Genomic DNA, 19,806 nt, shown 5'->3' on the forward strand with positions numbered 1-19,806 from the left:
ACTCCCAACGCCACGACTGCCTTCCCCAGAAATGTCTGGTGATCCAAAAAAAAGACCCCGGCGAACCTTTGGTCGTCGGGGTCTGGTGTAGCTATGGGTGGTGTTCGTAATTTATCTCGGCTGCATCTCTAGCCGCCGGTAACCTGAATCTTCCGTGGCTTTGCCGCCTCGGGTTTTGCCAGGCGCAGCGTAAGAACGCCATCGGCATATTCCGCCCTCGCCTTTTCATTATTCAGGCTCTCAGGTACCTGGAACTGGCGGTAGTAGGGCGCCAGTTCGAACTCGGTGTATACCGGCCGCCCTGGAGCCTCCGTCGAAACTCCCGCGTTTATGGTCAATATCCCCTTCTCCACATTGATGTCCAGAGTCTCCTTCCCGGCGCCGGGCAGATCAGCGGTCAGGACAAGACTGTCCTCCACCTCGATTATATTCACCGCCGGCTTAAGGTATTTTTCAAAGGCCCGGGTCTCCTCCCGGGGCCGCACGTTCCGCTCAACATTCGGTGCCACTTCGTTCGCTGCCATATGATTTTCCCCCTTTCGCGGCATTTTGGTCAGGAAAGCTTCACTTCGATCTTCTTGGGCTTGGCGTGCTCCGCCTTTGCCAGCGTCACCCGCAAGAGGCCGTTGATTGACTGGGCCGTGATCTTCTCCGTATCTATCTCGCCGGGGAGCTCGATGGTACGGGAAAACTTGCCGAATCCCAATTCGCTGCGATGGACTACCTGTCCCTTTTCGTCCAGGGGAGATTTCCGCTCCCCGGAAATGGTGACGGCATTGCGCAAGACGGAAACGTCGATCCCATTCGGGTCGACTCCTGGGACGAGGGCATCCACGTAGATATTGCTGCTGTCTTCACGCACATTCATAAGCGGAAAACGATTACGCGCCGGTGACAGGAAGCCGGCCGCCATGGACCGCCCCAATCCGTAGTTGCGGAAGGTCTCGTCGATCTCCCGTCTCATGTTGTCCAACTCTCTGAAAAGATCCCAGTTAGCCATATGGATTACCTCCTTTCATTGTTCTACACAGAAAAGATAATCACGGCAGAGGGAAAATCAAGGGGGATGACTGCATCAGGCGGGTCGGATCTGGTTGATAAAAGCCATAATGCCATTGAGGGTCATTTCCACGGCAATGGTGGTGAGGATCATGCCCATGAGACGCTCCAGGGCAATGACACCCCGCTCGCCGAGCACCCGTTCCAGTTCGGTGCACATGATGAGGATTGCGCCGGTGACGACCCAGGCAAAAACCAGGGCAAGGAGCCACTCCTTCCAGCGGTGTGGCTCCCGGCTCATGACCAGGGTTACGGTGATGAGCGCAGAGGGACCGGAAACGTAAGGAATTGCCAGAGGCACGATCAGCGGCTCTTCGGCAACAATGTTTTCCATGAACTCGCCCTTGGCGGGGAAGATCATCTTGATGGCGATGAGGAGCAGGATGATGCCTCCTGCTATGGTCAGGGAAGGGCCGGAAATGGAGAGCATCTTCAGAATCTTGGCCCCCTGGAACATGAACAGCACCAACAGTGCCAGGGCGATCAGCAACTCCCTCAGGATGACCTTCTTCTTGCGGTATTCGGGAACGTTTTTCAGCGCGGAGATGAAAAAGGGAATGTCCCCCAGCGGATCCATTACCAGTAGAAAAAGAATGACGGCGGCATAAAATGACATGCATACCTCGAAGAGTGCGGCACAGGATCTCCCCGCATCAGCTCAAGATCCGGCTCCATGCCTGAAGTTATTTAACAACATGATGCCCGATTGTCAATCCATGGCCAGGCCATGGGAATGTGCCTGCAGCGGGATGGAAAAAATTCATTCTCCTGGAGAATTTTTTCCCGACTGGGATATAATTGTTAACGACAATTAATTTTTGGCCCAAAAGCTGAACGTTTCCTATCTATGCCCCGTGAGAAAGCGTTTTTGGCCACATAACGGATGCGGCCGCATCTCTTCTGCAGCAGCGTTTCCTGTTGCATCACAACCAATGCATAGCCATAACTCGTAGGAAGTGCTCCGTTGTACGTACCTGAACGGTTGCCGGTCTCCCATTGTCTTCGGAATCGGCAGCAATACCATCAAAGGAGGTAGCCATGCGTTTCATCAGGACCGGAAGTATGCTGTTAGTCGCTCTGATGGTTTCCGGGTGTGTTTCCATGTCCAAGTACAATGAGAAGGTCCAGGAGGTGGCAATGCTCAGGGGAGATGTGACATCCCTTGAGGAAAACCTGGCGAAATCGGAGGCGGCTGGCAAGGCTCTGCAGGCGGAACTGCAGAAGAGCAGAGAGAATCTGGCAAAGCTGGAGCAGGAGCATGAGAATCTGAAGGCGGAATATGTCGCCATGACGGCGGAAAGGGAAAATGCCAATGCAGCCATGGGCGACAAGAGGCAGGCCTTTTCCAGTGACATGGAGGCGCTCACCGCTCGGCTGAATGAATCGGAGACGCGGGTCAAGGAGCTCACCGCATTGCTCACGGCGCAGGAACAAACGGCCCAAAAAGTCCCTGAGCTCCAGGCTGCCGTGGCGGACAGGGAAGAGCGGATAAAAACCCTGAACGCGACTCTCCGCTCCTTGAAGGTCAATCTCGTGCAGATCAGAAGCGATGTGATCCAGCTGGCAAAGAAGCGAAGCGGCAGCGAGGAAAAGGAAAATGCCTATGCCGATTTCCGCAGAAATTTCGGCGACCAGATCAACAAAGGTGAGATTCTCGTCACGGAATATCCAGACAAGATGATCGTCACCCTGCCGGAACAGGTGCTGTTTCGCTCGGGAAGCGCAACCATCAACAGAAGCGGCAGAAAAGCATTGGAGCGGGTGGCGGGAATTCTGAAAAAGGTGCGGAACAACCGCATCCGCATTGAGGGGCACACGGACAGCACTCCCATCAGAGCGAGAGGCAAATATGCCAGCAACTGGGATTTATCGGCAGCCAGAGCTGCCAGCGTCGTCAGATACCTGCAAAGAAAAGGCGCCATAAACCCGGAGCTTCTGACCCTGGCGGGCTACGGACCCTATGCCCCGGCGGCGGCCAACAACACCAGCAAGGGAAGAAGCCTCAACCGCCGCATAGAAATCGCCCTCATCCCAATGGATACGACACTTACCGCCGAAGCAACAAGGGAGAAGCTGGCCCTGAGGTGATAGCGGTCCCACCGGACAACGAAAAAGGGCTGCATCCAACGATGCAGCCCCTTTTGTTTGCCTCTTATTGGCCAGGTGATGGGCTCGGCTCAGTAGTAGTTTCAGTCGTTGTTTTTTTCTTCTTGGTTGTCTTGCGGTGCTTCCTGGTTTTTTTATGCTTTTTGGCCGGCTTCTTCTCCGTTTGAGTAGACTGTCCCCCGTCAGTGGCTGAAGGCTGGGTCGTAGTCGTTGTGGTCGTGCTTTCCGGATCGGCTGCAAAGAGAAGACCGGCGAAGGATACTGCAGCAACAGCAGCTACAAGAGAAGACAAGACTTTTTTCATTTTTGACCTCCCGATGATTTTATTAAGTTTATTTTAACACAAATCATCGGGAAGTCGTCGGCAAGCTCTTTATTCCAGGGTGAAATAAAAGGTAGCACCGGTCCCAATGTTCCCTTCCGCCCAGATACGACCTCCATGACCGTTTATGATCCTCTTCACGGTGGCAAGACCGATGCCGAACCCCTGATAGGACTTGGCATTGGGCAGGCGCTGGAATGGGGTAAATATCTTCTCGCTCTGGGCCATGTCGAAACCGACCCCGTTGTCGCATACGAAGTAGGCCGGCGTGTCGTTACTTTCGGTAACACCGAAAATGATCAGGGCATCATCCTTCTGGACACTGTATTTCCAAGCATTGCCGAGCAGATTTTCCAGTGCCACCCTGAGCAGGTCAGGATCCCCGTTGACGACTACCCCCTCGGCAATGTGGAAATTCACCTTGCGCCCCGGTTCCGTAAGCTTCAGCTCAAGGGCAACAGCCGTCGCCAGGTCGCTCAAGGAGACCCGCTCCCTTTTTACCTCCTTTTTTGCCAGCATCGACAGTTCCAGCATGGTGTCGATCAGTTTGTTCATCCGCTCTGCGCCCGCGCTGATCTCCTGAAGATAATCCTTGCACGGCCGGTAGTTCATTTCACTGCACTGTTCCAGGACCACTTCCGTATAACCCATGATTCTGGTCAATGGCTTGCGCAGGTCATGGGAGACGGTATAGCTGAAAGCTTCCAATTCACGGTTGAGCGCCTCCAGCTCGGCAGCATGGGCCGCCAGATTCTCGTGGAGCAGATCTATCTCCGCAGAAGAGTTCATGCGCCTGGAAATATCCTCCTGGACGGTCACCCAGTACTGTTTGCCGGCGGCACGGGCAGCCGAGATGCGTGCAAAGGTCACGAATTGAGAGCCATCCTTGCGGCGATTGGAGAACTCACCGCTGCATTCCCCCACTGACCGCAGTTTTCCCATAATCTCACTGAAGATTCTCCCCTTTTCCTCGTCGGAGCAATCGTTGAGAACGGTAATGTGTTCCCCCTTCAATTCACCGGGATTGTATCCGAACATTTTATCGAAAGCGGGATTGGACAGGACGATGAAGCCGTTTTCATCACAGACGCTCACCCCCTCCCCCATCTTTTCCAGCACCAGGGATTGCAACGTGAGCATGGTTATGGCCTGCTCGTCAGCGGCTATGGCATTGGGATCTGATTGCACCATGTGACCCTTTTGAGTTGTCGGAAGTATGAATGCCTTGGTGTTCTGACGGCACGACAACGTAACAAATTGATATCATAAACCATTTCGCCGCCATATGGCTGTACGGCCATGGTAAAAGCGGTATTATGCAAAAAAAAGACCACTAGCAACGGGTACGTGCGGATGGGATGCCTGCAGGAGTTTCTCTTTCCTCAATGGATATGGCGATGGTGGATGTCCGGCCAGTGTGTGTGGGCATGGATCAGCGGCTGATGCACATGGAAGTGGTTATGCTTACCTGCTGTTCTCTTTTCCTCATGCTCGTGCCGGTGATGCTCGTCATGGTCGTGGGGATGGGTGTGAGCAATCATTTCATGGCTATGAAGGTGGCCATGCCTCTCGCCGAAAAGGAACACCATGCCGGACAGCATAAAGAGCGCCGCAATCCAGTAGGTACCGGAAGGGCGCTCTCCAAGAACGACGACTGCAAGGACGGTACCGATGAAAGGTCCCGACGCAAACCAGGTGCTGGTTCTTGCGGCGCCGATCTCCCGCAGCGCCTGAACGAAAAGGACCAAGCTGGCACCGTAACTGAGCGCCCCCACGGTGAGCGTTCCCGCAATTTGAAAGGCTGAGACCGGGCCGGTGGCAAGGAAAAAGGAGAGGGCTATGTTGAAGATTCCGGCACTCCATCCCTTGATGCAGGCCAGCAGTGAAGCGGGAATCTCCTCCAGCTCGCGGGTCAGGTTATTGTCCACTCCCCAGAGAAAGCAGGCTGCGAGAACGGCAAGCCCGGGAATGGAGAAGCCTATGTCTCTGCTGCCAGAGAGGATCACTAGAACAGAAGCCCCAACGATGAAAACCTTGCCGAGCCAGACCCGGCCGCCGATCTGTTCATGGAAGATCAGCCAGGCCAGCAACGTCGTCGCCACCGTCTCGAAATTGAGCAGCAGAGAGACCTCACTTGCCAAACCGTAACGGATGCCATAGGCGAGAAAGAGCGGCGCCGCCACCCCGCCTGCAAGGATCGCCCCGGCAAAGAACAGCTGCCGGCGCAGGGACAGCGCCCCCATGATCCGGCGGACCTCAACCCCTTGCCGCACGACCACCCCGGTCAGGCCCAGTCCCGACCCCAGATAGAGCAGCCCTGCCAGGAGCGCCGACGGCATCTGGCCGACCATCGCCTTGCAGGCAACGGGGGACATGCCGAAAAGAATTGCCGAGATAATCGCCAGGAGTGGACCGTGTCGGTGCATATGGATTTTCTGAGTAGTGGTTCTGTGTCTGGCCTTTGTCATTTGCTGTCACCAAGCAGGGTCAGGAAGGCCCTCGATAAAGCCGTTAGCTGTTGGGTATCCCTGGTCAGAATCAAAAGCGATCTCTGGAGATCCAGCTGGCTTGCGACCTCGATGAGCCAGCCATGAGCTATTTCTCTCTCAACGGCCATCCGTGAGAGACACCCCACGCCAAGCCCAGCCTCAACCGCCTTCTTTATCGCCTCCGTATGGCCAAGTTCGAGAGAGACAGCAAACGTTACTCCTTGCCTGGCCATGGCTGCCTCAAAAATTTCTCTTGTCCCGGAACCACGTTCCCGCATGATCCAAGAGGCGTTGTGAAGATCATCCAGTGATGCGACTCTTTCGTCTGCCCAGGGATGATCCTTCCCGACAATGACGACGAGTTCGTCACCCCTCCAGGGGGTGGCAGTAAGGGAGCCGTAGTGGGCAAGACCTTCCACCAGGCCGAAATCGAGGTCACCTTTTGCCACAGCACTCTCGACCTGTTGCGCGTTCGCCACGTGAAGCAGTGCTTTCGCCTTCGGGTAACGGCGACAAAATTCACCTACAATGGCCGGGAGGATGTAATTGCCAATGGTGGTGCTCGCTCCGACGTCGAGGGTGCCAATCGGTTGACCAGCCGATTCGGCAAGAAACTGTTCCATCATATGTAATTCCGTAAGCACCTTGCGAGCCTGTGGAAGGATCTGCCTGCCTCTGTCGTTCAGAATCAACCTCTTCCCGACCCGCTCGAAAAGCGGGCTTCCTGCCTGTCGCTCCATCTCAGCAATGGCCATGCTTACAGCCGACTGTCCCACCAGCAACTGTTCGCTGGCTTGAGTCACGTGCTGGGATGTCGCAACCTTCTCGAAAATTTCCAACTGCCTGAGAGTAATTGTCATGGATCAATCAGTTTTATTGATAATTTTTATCTATATTTTTCATTTTTATTTATATACAAATTTCCCTATACTGCAACAAAAATATACATCAGGGGGAAATGTGTTAAACAGGTATGGTTCAAAGCTTCTCTTTTCAGCAGGTATCGTTATTTGCGCACTCCCTTGGACTGGCACCGCAACAGCGCTGATCAGAGGGATATGTCTCAGCCTCATTGCTGGGAATCCATGGCCGAGGAAGAGCACTCTTATCAGCAAGTGGCTCCTTCAAATCTCAGTCGTCGGACTCGGTTTCGGCGTGAGCATCGGCGACGTGATCCAGACCGGCAAGAGCTCCCTCCTCTATACCGTAGTCGGCATTAGCTGCACGCTCGCCTTGGGGTATGGGCTCGGCAGGCTCTTTCGGACTGGCAGGAATACGTCCATGCTGATCTCCTTCGGAACCGCCATTTGCGGTGGAAGCGCCATTGCCGCCATGGCCCCGGTCCTTAAGGCCGACGACGACGAAACCGCCATCGCCTTGGCCACCGTCTTCACACTCAATTCTGCCGCACTGATCCTCTTCCCGCTGATCGGGCACGTGCTGCACCTTGACCAGAACATATTCGGGGCCTGGGCTGGCCTGGCGATTCACGACACGAGCAGCGTAGTGGGCGCAGCTTCCGCTTATGGCACTCAGGCACTTGCCACGGCTACCACCGTGAAACTAACCAGGGCCATCTGGATCACCCCCGTTGTCATTGGAACCGCAATGCTCAGAAAATCTAAGCAGAGGACGACGGTCCCGCTCTTCATTGTGGGATTCATCCTGGCGGCAACGGTACGAAGCCTTCTCCCGCAATATGCGATCCTGTGGAACGGGGTTACGGCAGTTGCAAAGCAGTGCCTGGTCGTAACGCTGTTTCTTGTCGGCGGAGGCCTGACCAGAGAAGTCCTGCGCAAAGTGGGAGTAAATCCTCTCCTGCAGGGGATAACTCTCTGGATTGCCGTAAGCGCACTTACCCTTGCTGCCCTCACCTACATCGGCCTTGCATGAAATTCAGTAGCGGATGCGCCTCTTATAACAGCTCGTCCTACCTTTTCATCATAAGTGCAAAGGCACTGGCATTGATCAAACCGAACAGCGAAAAGATGAGCAACAGCCCAAACTCGAGAGGGGGACCAGCTGACAAGTTAAACAAAGTGGCTATGCCACAAGCCATAACAATTGAAGACATCTGGTAAAAGACTGTAGAATCCTTTTTACACCAAATCAATATAGGATAGGCAACAACTATGCTAGGCACGGTAAAAGCATAAGACATTGGCAACAGTAAAGTTATGGAACCCAGTGCGTCATCCAATGATCTGTCACCAGTAGCTACTAGGTAATAAACATCAAAAATGAGTGAAACTATAGCTGTAACAACTGGGGAAGCAAGTGGAGCAACAATGATTGCTTTTAGTAGCTTCTTTTCCATTCATATCTCTGGAAATTCGTGCTGGCCGTGCGTCAATTTGTCGCCCGCTGGTCGCACTCCGGCAAAAGTTCTCGTGCATACGCATCGTTTTGTTGTAATTACTGCAGGTCTTTACTAGATAACAGTTCGGCCGTTTACCGACGCCGCGGAGCCGTAGGCTTTGGAGCGCCATGTAGAGCGGCTTGTTCGGTGCCGCAAGAACTCAATTCTTCTTCTATCACGCCAATTGCACGTTGTTTTATGGCCTCCAGGCCGGTCATTTGGACTGTTTGCAGTGCTTCCTTCCTCAGACGCCACTCTTCGCAAATCCCTTCCATTTCATCTGTACCGCTGACCTCAAGGACCACCTGCTCTATGCCAGGTGCATTTGCACTCTTCATTTCCGAAAGAAATAATTCCGGTGCTATCCTAACGAGCTTTCCGAGTATAATATCCAAATCCTCTGCGAATGCTCCATCCGCAATATTCAGCAACAGAAAGACCATCTCTACCGACATTTGGTCTCGCTTTAATACCTGCTGCTCCAGAACCGCCATTGGTTTATCTGCATAAATTTTCTTATTCGCTTCAGATTCTTCTCGGGAGCCCGAAAATGAAACTTGCTCCTTGGGAAGTACTGCTATAGCCCTCTTTGTATTGCCAGGTGAGGGGTCGTTTGCATAAGCTTCCACTCGCCATGCGATCTCGGTCCAGTTCGGTTCTCTTTTCTCTGAACATGCGCTACATGCAACTAAAACACAAAAAGTGATGATCTTTTTCATTTAGGACACCCGGATGCGCGGACAAGTGCAAATAAGGGACTTGACGATGTATCTGTAATTGATACATTGAGGACAACGAAGTTCGTATTGTGGAGATTTTTTATGTTGGCACACACGAAAAAGCACCCTACTGAAAGCATTCGTATTATAGGTTCACCTGAAGTTAAAGTTGGGTTTGCATATGGGCCTCCTATGCACATTATGCGCATAATATATCTCTTCAAAGGGGGATTGCAAAATTGTTTTAGGCCCAGGCAACGGCGTGGGGGCATACCAGTGCGTCAGCTTTGTCAATTGTGTAGGTCTGACCCCCTTTACATTTTGCTGGTTGCCCTATTCCTTTGGGCCATCGCTTTTTTCCAAATGCCGGATGTAAATTTCATGTTGCTTTTTAGTAACGAACACATAATGCAGGAACGCCACTGCAATCATTGCCAACGTTATACCTGTCTTTTCCCACCACTGTGTTGGCATCAACCAAAGTGGCAGAAATACAAACGGGGCACTGTACAATATGCCAAAGATCAGGTAGTCTTTTCCAATCAGCCTCTTATGGCCTTCTTTACGACCTCTCAAGTAAATCGTCAGGCCGAACAGCATGGTTGAAATCAAGGAACCATAAAAGATCCAGTCAGCATAAAACTTCAACTCTTCCGACATACCTGATCCTATTCAAGAACGGGCCACTCCAGATCGGCATAAGTAGCCCTTTAATTTTTGTTTCAATTTCTTTCCTGCCCAACGTCGTGGCCGGAAAGCGGGTTCACCGCTCTACCGGCCTGGTTAGCCACCCTTGATTTCTCTAACACATCAGCCCAGTATCCTTTTCCATTTGACGCATCTTCGAGCACTCAAAGCTCTCATATGCTATCATGGGGCTTCTGCTGACTTCTGCCGAACATGAGGGAGCTGCTTTTAAGCTCCTCTGCACCGGATTTCGCCCAGTGCGGGACAGACCTCCCCGGGTAATGCGCGTGACCTTCATCCCATATACCCGCCGCATTACACACGCACCCTCCGGATGGTTATCGGGCTTTGAAGTCACGTGCCATCTCGCCCGGATGTGAATGCCTCAGTATGTGATTTCTGTTCGTCGGACCAGGACTTTGCCTACAGCTTTCTTCAGATTCCGCCTCGCGAAAGACACCCTTGCCGTCCGGCTAACGGTTCTCACCATCAGGGTTCGTAGAGGACTTTCAACTCCAAGTCTATAATCAACCACCACAGTTGATCATTTGATGGGTAAAATATGGACCCTTCCCTACTTCCTGTGGATTGATGCCGGGAGGAGGTCCTAGCGTTCCACCCTTCTTTGATCGCGAAGAGAGATCATATGTTCTACATTGGAGATCGATGCATTTGATCTGGCCGCGAACACGTGCTTCCGCCAAACCTCAGTCTTTTCGAGCTGCCGTAACCTTCCCCTCTCCCCCACGCAAAGCCTGCTTTGCCTCCACCTTGCGCAGCCCCATCTCAAGCCTTTTCCTGGCGAGCGCATAGGTGGAGTTGGCCACAATTACCTCAGCATCGGGTTTCTCGACCCTGGCGTATGCCTCACGTGCCGCTTCCATCTCGCCGTATTGCTCGGCAATGCGACCCAGGACATACCAGTGCCGCGATTTCGGCTCGTTGGTATCTGATACGCTCAGGGTCTTGAGGATCGTCTCCCGTGCCTCGGCAGTCCTGCCCGCTTCGGCGTAGACGGCAGCGAGGGTGTGCAGGGAGCCCTCATCCTTGCCGCCGGACATGGCTACCGCCCGCTCCGCATTGGTTAAGGCTTCTGGAGAGATTGTCTCCCTGAATAGCTCCAGCCAGGCAAGGTTGTTGTAGTCAGCTGACAGGGCAGCCCCCGCGTCGACAAGCACCTTGTACCAGCTGGCCGCCTGGTCGAATGCCCCCTTCTGCTCGGCGCAGGAAGCCAGCACCCGGATCGCTGCCGGATCCTTGGGCATTCTTGCCAGCCGCTCCTCAGCAATGGCGGCGACCTCATCCCAGCGCCCCATCATCCGCAGGGCATGGGCACGGCCGATGAAGGCTGTAACCGATTGGGGGTAGGCGGCTGCCACCCGCTCCACCAGTTGCAGCATTTCCTTGTACTTCTTTTTCTCCCCATAGGCCCTTGCCAGTGCCAGATCCATGGCCGCGGCGGACATTCCCTCAGATTTCGTCCGCTCCTTTACCAGGATGGAGATTGCCTTGTCGTGCCCCGAATCGGCCAGAAGGACTGCGGCGGCCAGACGCATATGCTCCGGGGTGGCGGATGCATCCTGCCCCCAGATTTTGAGAAACGGCTCTTCCGAAAGTGGATCGTCGTCCCGGTTGCGGGGCGCTGCCTCCCGAGCCCAGTCGAGCCAGGTTTTCGCCCCGGTCAGGTCACCTTTTTCAAGCCGGCGCAGCACTTCCAGTCCCATGACCGCTGGCTTTGTCTCTTCGGCCACGATACGGTAGCGGCCATCCTCCTTCACTGCATACAGCCGCAGCTTGTTCTCCGTGGAAATGGTCCCACTGTCGGCATCGATCCGGTATCCCACTGCGTCGCTCCCGGAAACACGGAACTCCAAGGCGCTCAGCGCCAGGTCTGCCACCACCTCCCGGGGTGGGCCGTCCTCCTTCATGGCCTTTTCGACTGCATAGGCAAAGGCAGGATCGATGGTCCCATCCTTGACCTCTTCACGGACATCACTGGCGAAGAGGGAGTTCAGGGAATCGGGGGCTGACGCCGGGACGAAGATGGAAAGGAACAGGCGCTTGACCACCGTGGTTACATCGTCATCGGCAAGCGACACCTGCTCGAAGGGCTTGACGTTGCGCAACGCCTTGATCCTGCCCCTGAGTGCCACCGCATTTGCAGCCCCCTTGGCCGTCTCTTCCAAGAGCGCCACCGCATCTCCGTAATGCCGGACGGCGATAAGGCTTGAGGCGACAGTGGAGAGGGCTTCTCGACGCTTTGCAGGGTCCGGGATGCGCTGGTATGCCTCCTTCAGGGCGGCTTCGGCCCCTTCCTCCCCTGCGACGGCCAATACTACATAAAGATGGACATTTTCCGGCCCATCGGGCGCCAGTGCCGCTTCTTTCAGTTCCGTCCACCGCTCTGCACGATAGAGGCAGGCGAGGAGATTCTCATCCATTTCATTGCGCTTCAGATCAGTCCTGATGGCACGATACTCTGCTATGGCCCCCGCCAAATCAGCCCCTCGGCCATATCTTGTTCCGTCCGGCCCGTGTTCCAGTATGATCGCCAGATCGCCCCTGGCAGAAAAATCCTCGGGATCAAGCTCCTTGGCCTTCCGATACTCGGAGATGGCCCGCTTCCTGTCCATCCCCTTCAGCTGGCGCCTGCCGATGGCATCGTGCTGGAGAATCCAGGCCACCGCCCGGTGGGCCTGGGCCGAAGCGGGTTCGACGGCAACGGCCCGCTCCGCCTCCTTGAGGGCGGCATCACGCAGTCCCATCTCCAGCAAGGTCTCGGCAATCTGAACGTGATGCAGCGCCTCGCCGGGGTGCAGAAGCGACAGCTGGCGAAACTCGGCAAGGGCTTCGCTGAACTTGCCGGCGGCAAGAAGCGACCGGCCGACCTGCTGGAAGCGGACGAAGGTGGTTTTCTCTTCCTTCAGGGACTTGACGGCTGCTTTCACCGCGTCGAATTCGTCTGGGGTGAGGCGCCGCTTGCCGGTATCGAAGCGTATCACTGCCGTGACCGAGCCGTCTTCGTCGGCAGCGTATTCCCTCTGAAGCATCATCGGGCCGAGATCCAGCGAGTCCGATTGGGGAAGGGCCTGGTTTGCGAAGCCTGGTGGCGGCACAATACGGTATCGCGCCTCGAAAACATAGGGTTCGTGGAGGAGATAGTCCTGCTTTCGTTCCGCTGCCTTGGTTTTCTCCTCCTCGATCAATTCCGATGGGAGCCGGCGCAGGGCAAAGGTGGGAGAAATGGCCACCAGTGCTTCGTCGTCATCGGTAAATCCCCGCGTGGCCTGATCCATTTCCAGCCTGATGCGGAACGGCTCATTCACCTTGCCCGGGTCCGAAGACTCGACCGTGGTAAGTTTGTCCGCCAGGTACTCGGATTTGCCGTAGTCCTCCAGGGTTTTGCGGATCGTCTTCTGGTCGGCGCTTCCGTAATCACCCCGGTATGACGCGCCGATGGAGCCCCACATGCGTGTCGTCTCGATGACCCTCGCTTTTCCTTTTTCCGTAAGGGAAAATTCCCTTGTCTCCTCCTGGCGGTTCTCGGCAGAAGGTGCTTCCGGCGTTACCAGCAGTGAAGAAAACTCTCCCCCGGCTACCATGGCCAATTTTCCCTGGTCCCCCAGAGGAAGTTCCCCCGCAGGTCGGTAGGTTGCAGTGGGGTCGATCCAGATGGGGGAATTGCCCGGCAGGTAGACGATGGCGTGGTTGAAACCCTCCAGGCCAGGCAGGTCGGCGGCAATGTCTTCCCCCTCTCCACCACGGATAAGGGCCACCTGTGCCGGAACGCCGGCAGTCCTGAGCATCTTTACCAGGAGGGCAGCCTGGTCCTTGCAGTCACCGTATTTCTGCCGGAGAGTTTCATCCGGGGTTCTGGGAATAATGGAGGCGCTGCCGAACTCGATGCCGGTGTAACGAACATCCTTGTGCAGGCGAGCCAGAAGCAGCGCAGCGATCTTCTCGCGGTCTTTCACTTCCCCCACGGTTTCCCGGACCAGTGCAGACAGATCGGACCCTTTGATCCGGCCCGCTACAACCTCCCCGTACTGCCGGGCAACCTCCGGCCAGGAACGGGCGGTGGTGAAGGCGACGTTTGGCCAGCGGGTGATCTCACCTGGAATATTCGGCTCCAGGGCTTCCAGCGGCTCCATGGGACCCGATTGAAAGGTGAGCGTGATCCGGCCGTCCTTTTCCCTTTTGGACATGGACAGCTGCGGTAGGAGGTAGACCCTGTGCTTGATGGGGAGAGTAGCCGGGAAGTCAATGATCATCCGGCTGTTGAGCGTCCGGGAACTGTTGCCTAAGTAGAAGCGGTGCAGGCTTCCGGCGGCGAAGAGCGGCGTTTTCTCACGGATAACGATCTCCTGCTCGACAACGGCCCCCACAGCAACTGCCGGCAAAGGGGCCTGCACCACCCTGCGGTCGCTGTAGACATCGGAAGAAGCCTGTTTTGCAGGGGCGTCGCTGATGGTGTCCTGGGATAGCCGGTGCTCGACTCCGTCCGGCGAGACAACCCTTGCCTGCAAGCTCGGGCGATCCTGATACCAGGGGGACCACCCTGCGGAGATGGCTGCCCACCCCTCCACCCCCGTCTGGTTGATGATGCGGTAGGCCATGCGGTAACGGGTAATGCAGCGCCCTTCACCGTCAAAGGAAAAGCTCCCTTCATCCAGGAGAACGACAACGCCCCCCTTTTCCGGTGTCGGGACCGCAGTTGCCGCCGCGAGCAGCGCCTGAGCGGGCGAGGTGAAAAAGTTCCGCTCCCATGGACCGTCATCTTTTGCCTCGCCGGCCCCTGCTAAAAGGTGGATACCGAGGCACAACAAGGGGGCAATCACCACAGACTTTCGCAAACGGGACAGGATCGTTTTCAGCACGTTCACGTCTCCTTCGGCACAGGTGCCGGCCTGCCCGGAAACATGGGCCTGACAGGCCTCAAGATCATTTCATTAACATGACATCAGTACACCAAAAATGTGCTCGACTCAATGGGAAAATTAGAATACAGCGGAGGGATGTTGCAGCACAGACAGGGATAACGCCGAACGGATGGATTGCTCAGACTGGGTTGCACATGAACCAGCAGGATGGAATGCTATCGGGACACCAGCAGGTCATCCGGCAGCTCATTAATGCCTGTTCCGGGAGCCTGAGGGAAGTACCTGGTCAGTTCTTCGCCGCAGGCACGGATGGTCGTACACAGGGATTCGCAGGTTTTTCCCTGCCTGATGCCCTTGGCCAGCTCACCTGCCAGGGTCTGCCACGAATCGGGGGTTATCTTTTCGTTGATGCCCCGGTCGCCAAGAATCCACACCTTTCGCTCAAGCAGCGAAATGAAGATCAGCACTCCAGTTTCATGACGGGTGCGATAGAGTCCCTTCTCGTAGAAGGCCCTCACCGCCCGTTCCTGTACCGCTTCATTGATCCTTTTCCGGCCGATGAAGGCGAGTTTGATGCGCGGAAAACGCCGAAGCAGCAGGTAACAGGGGAGCGCCAGGACCACTACCAGCGGGATGTAGGTCCAGATGGTCACATGATGGATGGCGATGGCAACGATAAGGGCAAGCAGACCGGAGAGAAACAGAACCCCCAGGAGCAACGCCTCCCGGTAACTGTCGCTCTCATCGACAATCATGGGAGCGATCTGCCCGGATGTACCGGTTTCGGCAACGGCAACCGCCTTCCTGATCGCCTTCATTTCTGCGGCACTGAAAAAGTCGTTTGTCTTGTCAGGTTTCATAGGTTTACCTTGTCCCCGGGATCATTACCAGTCTCCTGAAGCGCCGCCGCCGCCAAAATCGCCGCCACCGCCGGAAAATCCACCTCCGCCGCCGAACGAGCCCCCGCCAAAGCCACCACCGCCGAACCCGCCGAAGGGGCCGAAAAAGCCGCCGCCACCGCCGAAGAGCAAAGGGATGATCAGCCCGAGGATAAAACCGACCACCGCCAGCCCCAAAAGCAGCAGAAGCGAGATGCCGGAAAAGGAGATGAAGGCGATGAGCGGTACGCCGACGGCACCGGCCAGACCGCCGAGAATGCGGGAGATGGAGCCCAAAAAGAGAGCGGCAAGGCCGACAAAGATGATCAGGGTGAAGGCGGGATTGGCACCCTTGCGGCCATGGCGCAGATCTGTGGCAGGGGCCTTGTACTCTCCCCGTACCACGGCCATGATTGCGGCAACCCCGGCGGCAACGCCGCCATCATAATCTCCCTGCTTGAAGCGGGGGGAAATGTCGTTGCGGATGATCCGCCCGGAGACCAGGTCAGTCAGCTTCCCTTCGAGCCCCCTCCCCACTTCTATCCTGATCTTGCGTTCGTTCTTGACGATGAGGAGGATGGCACCGTTGTCGATCTTCTTTTGGCCGATTTTCCAGGTCTCGGCCACCTTGATGGAATAATCCTCCAGGTTTTCGTCGGCGAGGGATTCGATGGTGAGGACGACGATCTGGGTGGAGTCGCTCCGCTCGAACTGGGTCAACTGCTCTTCCAGATACTGGGCTGCGGAGGGAGAAAGGAGCGCCGCATAGTCATTGACATGAGCGCGCAGGGGGGGAACTTCCAGTGCCTGGGCAAACAGCCAAGAAAACTGGAGGAACAAAAAGATGAGTATGAGTTTTTTCGCCATCAATCGTTTCTCCAGTCAATCAAGAGACACTGCTGCAGGGGGAGTCTCGGGAGTGGAGAGAAGAGACAGAGCGGCAGCGGACGCTCGCCCCCGACCGATCAGTAAATAAATGGCGTTAACTGCGCCGTCTGTTTCTTATGAGGAAAGCGGTCAAGGTCCGCAGCTCTGGCTCGAACGAAATGGACGAGGCTCCTCCTGCAGCTACCTTAGGTTGCAGGGGTGATCATTTTAAAATTTCACCTTCGGTGCCTGCTTGGCCCCCTCTTCCGCCTTGAACGGTTCCTTGCGCGACAGATGCAGCAGCAGAGAATTGGTCAGGGAATTGGGGAAGGTCCTGATGCTGGTGTTGAAGTCCTGCACCGCCCGGTTGTAACGGGTTCTGGCCACGTTGATGCGGTTCTCGGTTCCTTCCAGCTGGTTCTGCAGATCCATGAAGTTCTGGTTCGCCTTCAGGTCGGGATATTTCTCAACCACCACCATCAGGCGCGACAAGGCGCTGGAGAGCTGCCCCTGGGCCTGCTGAAATGCATTGAGCGCCTGGGGATTATTTACCACATCCTTGCCCATCTGCACGGACCCCACCTTGGCCCTGGCCTCGGTAACCGCTTTCAGAGTATCGGCCTCGTGTTTCGCATACCCCTTGACCACCTCCACCAGATTGGGGATAAGGTCGGCACGGCGCTGATATGTTGCCTCCACATCCCCCCAGGCGGCAAGAACCGCCTCCTCTTTGGCCTGCATGGTGTTGTAGCCGCAGCCGCCAAGAATCGACAAGGTAAAAAAGGCAATTAAAGCGAAGATTATCTTTTTCATAGCCCCTCCAACATCAGTTTGATAAGAAATTTAAGCACAGCTTTTGGATTTGTCATCCTCTTTGTAGACAATTTTCATGATGATGAGGAGCGAATAGCAGACGATGGAAAAGGCATTGGCGGCAATGAGAGGCGTATCGCCGATGATGAGGCCGTAGATGAGCCACATGGACATGCCAACGTTCAAGAGCACCGGCTGCCAGATGGAGATGTCCCGCGCCTGGCGAGTGCGGTAGGTCCGGACCACCTGGGGGACCGCTGCCGCAGTGGTGATCGCTCCAGCCATGAGACCCAGATATGTGACATTCATCCTTTTCTCCCCTTGAATTCGCTTGCCCCCCAGTCGATTTGGGACATCATGCCGCGCAGCACCGCCACCTCCCGTTCATCCAGCTCGGCCCGGGAGTAAATCCGCCGCAAGGTGCGCATGATGTGGGCGGGGTTTTCGGGGTTGAGGAAACCGATCCTGAGCAGGGTCTTTTCCATCTGCCGATACATGGCCTCCATGGCTGCCGAATCTGCCAGCTGCCGCGTTTCGGTTGCGGCTTTGGTATTGGCCTCCCGCGAGAGCTCATAGCAGAAGATGAGCACCGCCTGGGCCAGATTGAGGGAGCCGTATTCGTCGGCGGTGGGAATGGTGGATTGCCAGCGGCACAGGGCAACCTCTTCGGTGGTGAGGCCGCTGTCCTCCCGGCCGAAGACCAGGGCAACCCGGTGGCTGGCCGGCTGAGCCTTGATCTTTTCCGCCACCTCTTCCGGTGTCCAGATTTCCTGGCGATACTTGCCATGGCGCCTGGTGGTGGCAACGGAAATTTCACAGTCCTTGAGGGCGTCTTCAAGGGAAGTGAACCGTCGTGCGCCATCAAGGACATCCCGGGCAGATACGGCGAATTTATGGGCCTCGGGATGATCAACCTGGCAGGGATTAACGAGTCGCAGGTCGGACAGACCCATGTTTTTCATGGCCCGGCAGACCATGCCGATGTTGCCCGGGCTCTGGGTCCCAACCAGCACAATGGTGATACTGCTTTTCTTCATTGCTACGCTTTCCCGTTATCTTCTTGTTCACGGCATCTCTGCCGCATTCTGTGGAGTCTGGCCCTGGCAGGCCGTTTGCGCAGCCAGGCATGGATAAAGTGAAAGAGCCACATGCAGGCGATGAGCCCGAGCAGGGCCAGCATCAGGTATGGCTCATAGCGGTGGACATCTTCCACAAAGAGGGAGGCACTCTTGCCGAACAGATAGCCGGCGCAGGAAAATATGGCCGCCCAGGTCAGGGCGCTGATCAAGTTCAGCCAGAGAAACCGTATGGCGGGAAGATTGGTCATGCCCAGGATGATGGGGAGGATGATGCGGAAACCATAGGTGTAGCGGGAGATGAAGGCGACAAGGTTGCCGTATTTTTCGATCAGTTTCAAGGCCTTGTGGAACTTCCGGGCGATAGAGGTGAAGATCTTGAGCAGGAGCGGCCCCTTCCACCTTCCCAGGTAGAAGTAGAACTGGTCGCCGAAAAACGACCCGGCGAAAGCGGTAAGGATGACACCGACCAAGTTGAGGTAGCCCTGGAAGGCAAGAAAGCCGGCCATGATGAGGATGGCTTCCCCCTCCAGGAACGTGCCGAGGAACAATACCCAGTAGCCGTGCAACTCAAGATAGTCTCTGAGAAACTGCTGCACCGTTTCCTCCGCCTGAAAACCGGTTCTATGTTCGATGTTCTATGTTCAAAGTTAGAGTTCGAAGTTCCAGGTCCGCTTCACTCTTCACCCTTGCCTCTTTCACCGGTATTCCGGATTGGTGCCGATCACTTCCACCGGCGGCCCATCCTCCAGTTCTTCCAGGTCTCCCGTGTCATCCTCGTACTCGTTCTCCCCCACGGCCCATTCATAGAGCCTTTCCGAATCCAGCACCAGCGGTTCCTTGGGAATTCCGTACACCCGGTTCTGCATCCCTTCGTCTGACAGGCCTACGCAGCCATGGGAAGCTGGTTTGCCGGGCAGATCACGGGCGTGGATCCAGTAGGAAACGTTGTCCGGGCCGATATGGAAGCGGATGGCGTTATCCATGGGATATTGCTCGGTCTCGTCCTCCGTCTTGTACAGTGACGACGAATGGGTACGATGCCGGGCATCGACACGGAACAGCCCCGTCGGCGTTTCGTGACCCTTGGCACCGCTGGCAGCCGGCATGGAAAATTTAAGTTTACCAAACTGGTAGGCACCCAGCCACTGTTCTCCCAGGTTGATGAGGATATATTTTTCATAACGTTTCGCCGGCTCGTAGGTGGCCGGCATGGGGGTGTAATTCCTCACCGAGGCGATATCCAGGGGTTCCCTGATGGTCATGCCGGGATAGACGTGACGGCGGTCGATCCTGTTGAAGCGAGCCACCGTCGGCCAATTGTTCCCATACAGGGACTCCAAGGTATCCTGGGGCCTGATGAAACGGCCACGCCAGGGGATCTTGTCCAGGCTCGGGTAATGGATTCTCGTCAGGTCCTCTTTGGCGGGATCTTCGGGATTAGCTCCCGGATCGGAAGTGGCAGAAGGTTTATAGCAGACAATACCGGCAACCAGCACTACAACGACAACGAACAGCAGTTTTTTCAACATCTCACATCCTTTACGCGAA

General features: G+C 55.7%; 20 protein-coding genes. 2 read left to right on the forward strand and 18 right to left on the reverse strand.

Annotation, left to right across the window (positions count from 1 at the left end; all coding sequences use genetic code 11):
* Positions 1–128: 128 nt before the first annotated feature.
* From ML541_RS05455 to ML541_RS05465, 3 genes are all read right to left on the reverse strand, one after another.
* A complete protein-coding gene (locus tag ML541_RS05455; RefSeq protein ID WP_243371477.1) occupies positions 129–524 on the reverse strand; it encodes an Hsp20/alpha crystallin family protein in 396 nt (131 codons plus the stop codon).
* 29 nt (positions 525–553) lie between these two features.
* Positions 554–1,000 (reverse strand): Hsp20/alpha crystallin family protein, encoded by a 447-nt coding sequence (locus ML541_RS05460; protein ID WP_243371479.1) that lies wholly within the window; start codon positions 998–1,000, stop codon positions 554–556.
* Positions 1,001–1,075: 75 nt separating this feature from the next.
* Positions 1,076–1,675 carry a MarC family protein gene (locus ML541_RS05465; protein ID WP_243371481.1) on the reverse strand — a complete coding sequence of 200 codons (600 nt, stop codon included), beginning with the start codon at positions 1,673–1,675 and terminating at the stop codon, positions 1,076–1,078.
* Positions 1,676–2,097: 422 nt separating this feature from the next.
* Here ML541_RS05465 and ML541_RS05470 point away from each other — a divergent pair, with 422 nt between their 5' ends.
* The gene (locus ML541_RS05470; RefSeq protein WP_243371483.1) at positions 2,098–3,147 is read left to right on the forward strand and encodes a flagellar motor protein MotB; all 1,050 of its coding nucleotides are present in this window, start codon (positions 2,098–2,100) and stop codon (positions 3,145–3,147) included.
* A gap of 64 nt (positions 3,148–3,211) precedes the next feature.
* Here the strand turns inward: ML541_RS05470 and ML541_RS05475 are convergent, their stop codons facing one another.
* The 4 genes from ML541_RS05475 to ML541_RS05490 all read right to left on the reverse strand — a co-directional run bounded on the left by ML541_RS05475 (position 3,212) and on the right by ML541_RS05490 (position 6,836).
* The gene (locus ML541_RS05475; RefSeq protein WP_243371485.1) at positions 3,212–3,469 is read right to left on the reverse strand and encodes a hypothetical protein; all 258 of its coding nucleotides are present in this window, start codon (positions 3,467–3,469) and stop codon (positions 3,212–3,214) included.
* 69 nt (positions 3,470–3,538) lie between these two features.
* Positions 3,539–4,678 carry an ATP-binding protein gene (locus ML541_RS05480; protein WP_243371487.1) on the reverse strand — a complete coding sequence of 380 codons (1,140 nt, stop codon included), beginning with the start codon at positions 4,676–4,678 and terminating at the stop codon, positions 3,539–3,541.
* A gap of 191 nt (positions 4,679–4,869) precedes the next feature.
* Positions 4,870–5,913 carry a DMT family transporter gene (locus ML541_RS05485; RefSeq protein ID WP_243371489.1) on the reverse strand — a complete coding sequence of 348 codons (1,044 nt, stop codon included), beginning with the start codon at positions 5,911–5,913 and terminating at the stop codon, positions 4,870–4,872.
* A gap of 38 nt (positions 5,914–5,951) precedes the next feature.
* Positions 5,952–6,836, reverse strand: a complete 885-nt coding sequence (locus tag ML541_RS05490; protein ID WP_243371491.1) for a LysR substrate-binding domain-containing protein — start codon at positions 6,834–6,836, stop codon at positions 5,952–5,954.
* Between ML541_RS05490 and ML541_RS05495 the strand changes: the two genes are divergently transcribed.
* Positions 6,835–7,869 (forward strand): putative sulfate exporter family transporter, encoded by a 1,035-nt coding sequence (locus ML541_RS05495; RefSeq protein ID WP_279342361.1) that lies wholly within the window; start codon positions 6,835–6,837, stop codon positions 7,867–7,869. The genes ML541_RS05490 and ML541_RS05495 overlap by 2 nt on opposite strands.
* 37 nt (positions 7,870–7,906) lie before the next feature.
* Here ML541_RS05495 and ML541_RS05500 read toward each other — a convergent pair whose 3' ends face one another.
* The 11 genes from ML541_RS05500 to ML541_RS05550 all read right to left on the reverse strand — a co-directional run bounded on the left by ML541_RS05500 (position 7,907) and on the right by ML541_RS05550 (position 19,787).
* A complete protein-coding gene (locus tag ML541_RS05500; protein WP_243371496.1) occupies positions 7,907–8,293 on the reverse strand; it encodes a hypothetical protein in 387 nt (128 codons plus the stop codon).
* A 134-nt stretch (positions 8,294–8,427) separates the two neighbouring features.
* On the reverse strand, positions 8,428–9,054 hold the full coding sequence (locus ML541_RS05505; protein ID WP_243371499.1) for a hypothetical protein: 627 nt from the start codon (positions 9,052–9,054) through the stop codon (positions 8,428–8,430).
* Positions 9,055–9,387: 333 nt separating this feature from the next.
* Positions 9,388–9,714 (reverse strand): hypothetical protein, encoded by a 327-nt coding sequence (locus ML541_RS05510; RefSeq protein ID WP_243371501.1) that lies wholly within the window; start codon positions 9,712–9,714, stop codon positions 9,388–9,390.
* A gap of 734 nt (positions 9,715–10,448) precedes the next feature.
* On the reverse strand, positions 10,449–14,618 hold the full coding sequence (locus ML541_RS05515) for a DUF3857 domain-containing protein (protein WP_243371502.1): 4,170 nt from the start codon (positions 14,616–14,618) through the stop codon (positions 10,449–10,451).
* A 218-nt stretch (positions 14,619–14,836) separates the two neighbouring features.
* A complete protein-coding gene (locus ML541_RS05520) occupies positions 14,837–15,481 on the reverse strand; it encodes a TPM domain-containing protein (protein ID WP_243371504.1) in 645 nt (214 codons plus the stop codon).
* Positions 15,482–15,505: 24 nt separating this feature from the next.
* A complete protein-coding gene (locus tag ML541_RS05525) occupies positions 15,506–16,366 on the reverse strand; it encodes a TPM domain-containing protein (RefSeq protein ID WP_243371505.1) in 861 nt (286 codons plus the stop codon).
* A 228-nt stretch (positions 16,367–16,594) separates the two neighbouring features.
* A complete protein-coding gene (locus ML541_RS05530) occupies positions 16,595–17,179 on the reverse strand; it encodes a LemA family protein (RefSeq protein ID WP_243371507.1) in 585 nt (194 codons plus the stop codon).
* Positions 17,180–17,209: 30 nt separating this feature from the next.
* Complete coding sequence (locus ML541_RS05535; protein ID WP_243371509.1) at positions 17,210–17,488, reverse strand: SemiSWEET transporter; 279 nt, start codon at positions 17,486–17,488, stop codon at positions 17,210–17,212.
* On the reverse strand, positions 17,485–18,216 hold the full coding sequence (locus ML541_RS05540; RefSeq protein ID WP_243371511.1) for an RNA methyltransferase: 732 nt from the start codon (positions 18,214–18,216) through the stop codon (positions 17,485–17,487). Before ML541_RS05540 ends, ML541_RS05535 begins: the two co-directional genes overlap by 4 nt.
* Positions 18,217–18,218: 2 nt before the next feature.
* Positions 18,219–18,854 carry a DedA family protein gene (locus ML541_RS05545; protein WP_243371513.1) on the reverse strand — a complete coding sequence of 212 codons (636 nt, stop codon included), beginning with the start codon at positions 18,852–18,854 and terminating at the stop codon, positions 18,219–18,221.
* Between the two features lie 99 nt (positions 18,855–18,953).
* Positions 18,954–19,787: a L,D-transpeptidase gene (locus ML541_RS05550; protein ID WP_243371515.1), complete on the reverse strand. Its 834-nt coding sequence runs from the start codon at positions 19,785–19,787 to the stop codon at positions 18,954–18,956.
* Between the last annotated feature and the right edge of the window lie 19 nt (positions 19,788–19,806).

Source organism: Geotalea sp. SG265 (genome assembly GCF_022808985.1).
Classification (GTDB): domain Bacteria; phylum Desulfobacterota; class Desulfuromonadia; order Geobacterales; family Geobacteraceae; genus Geotalea.

Excerpts from the sequence above, each read along its gene's own strand:
- ML541_RS05485 (WP_243371489.1), bottom strand. The coding sequence starts at position 5,913 with ATGCACCGACACGGTCCACTCCTGGCGATTATCTCGGCAATTCTTTTC.
- ML541_RS05470 (WP_243371483.1), top strand. The coding sequence starts at position 2,098 with ATGCGTTTCATCAGGACCGGAAGTATGCTGTTAGTCGCTCTGATGGTT.
- ML541_RS05500 (WP_243371496.1), bottom strand. The coding sequence starts at position 8,293 with ATGGAAAAGAAGCTACTAAAAGCAATCATTGTTGCTCCACTTGCTTCC.
- ML541_RS05455 (WP_243371477.1), bottom strand. The coding sequence starts at position 524 with ATGGCAGCGAACGAAGTGGCACCGAATGTTGAGCGGAACGTGCGGCCC.
- ML541_RS05495 (WP_279342361.1), top strand. The coding sequence starts at position 6,835 with ATGGATCAATCAGTTTTATTGATAATTTTTATCTATATTTTTCATTTT.
- ML541_RS05540 (WP_243371511.1), bottom strand. The coding sequence starts at position 18,216 with ATGAAGAAAAGCAGTATCACCATTGTGCTGGTTGGGACCCAGAGCCCG.
- ML541_RS05465 (WP_243371481.1), bottom strand. The coding sequence starts at position 1,675 with ATGTCATTTTATGCCGCCGTCATTCTTTTTCTACTGGTAATGGATCCG.
- ML541_RS05490 (WP_243371491.1), bottom strand. The coding sequence starts at position 6,836 with ATGACAATTACTCTCAGGCAGTTGGAAATTTTCGAGAAGGTTGCGACA.
- ML541_RS05550 (WP_243371515.1), bottom strand. The coding sequence starts at position 19,787 with ATGTTGAAAAAACTGCTGTTCGTTGTCGTTGTAGTGCTGGTTGCCGGT.
- ML541_RS05460 (WP_243371479.1), bottom strand. The coding sequence starts at position 1,000 with ATGGCTAACTGGGATCTTTTCAGAGAGTTGGACAACATGAGACGGGAG.
- ML541_RS05480 (WP_243371487.1), bottom strand. The coding sequence starts at position 4,678 with ATGGTGCAATCAGATCCCAATGCCATAGCCGCTGACGAGCAGGCCATA.
- ML541_RS05510 (WP_243371501.1), bottom strand. The coding sequence starts at position 9,714 with ATGTCGGAAGAGTTGAAGTTTTATGCTGACTGGATCTTTTATGGTTCC.
- ML541_RS05525 (WP_243371505.1), bottom strand. The coding sequence starts at position 16,366 with ATGGCGAAAAAACTCATACTCATCTTTTTGTTCCTCCAGTTTTCTTGG.
- ML541_RS05520 (WP_243371504.1), bottom strand. The coding sequence starts at position 15,481 with ATGAAACCTGACAAGACAAACGACTTTTTCAGTGCCGCAGAAATGAAG.
- ML541_RS05475 (WP_243371485.1), bottom strand. The coding sequence starts at position 3,469 with ATGAAAAAAGTCTTGTCTTCTCTTGTAGCTGCTGTTGCTGCAGTATCC.
- ML541_RS05530 (WP_243371507.1), bottom strand. The coding sequence starts at position 17,179 with ATGAAAAAGATAATCTTCGCTTTAATTGCCTTTTTTACCTTGTCGATT.
- ML541_RS05535 (WP_243371509.1), bottom strand. The coding sequence starts at position 17,488 with ATGAATGTCACATATCTGGGTCTCATGGCTGGAGCGATCACCACTGCG.
- ML541_RS05505 (WP_243371499.1), bottom strand. The coding sequence starts at position 9,054 with ATGAAAAAGATCATCACTTTTTGTGTTTTAGTTGCATGTAGCGCATGT.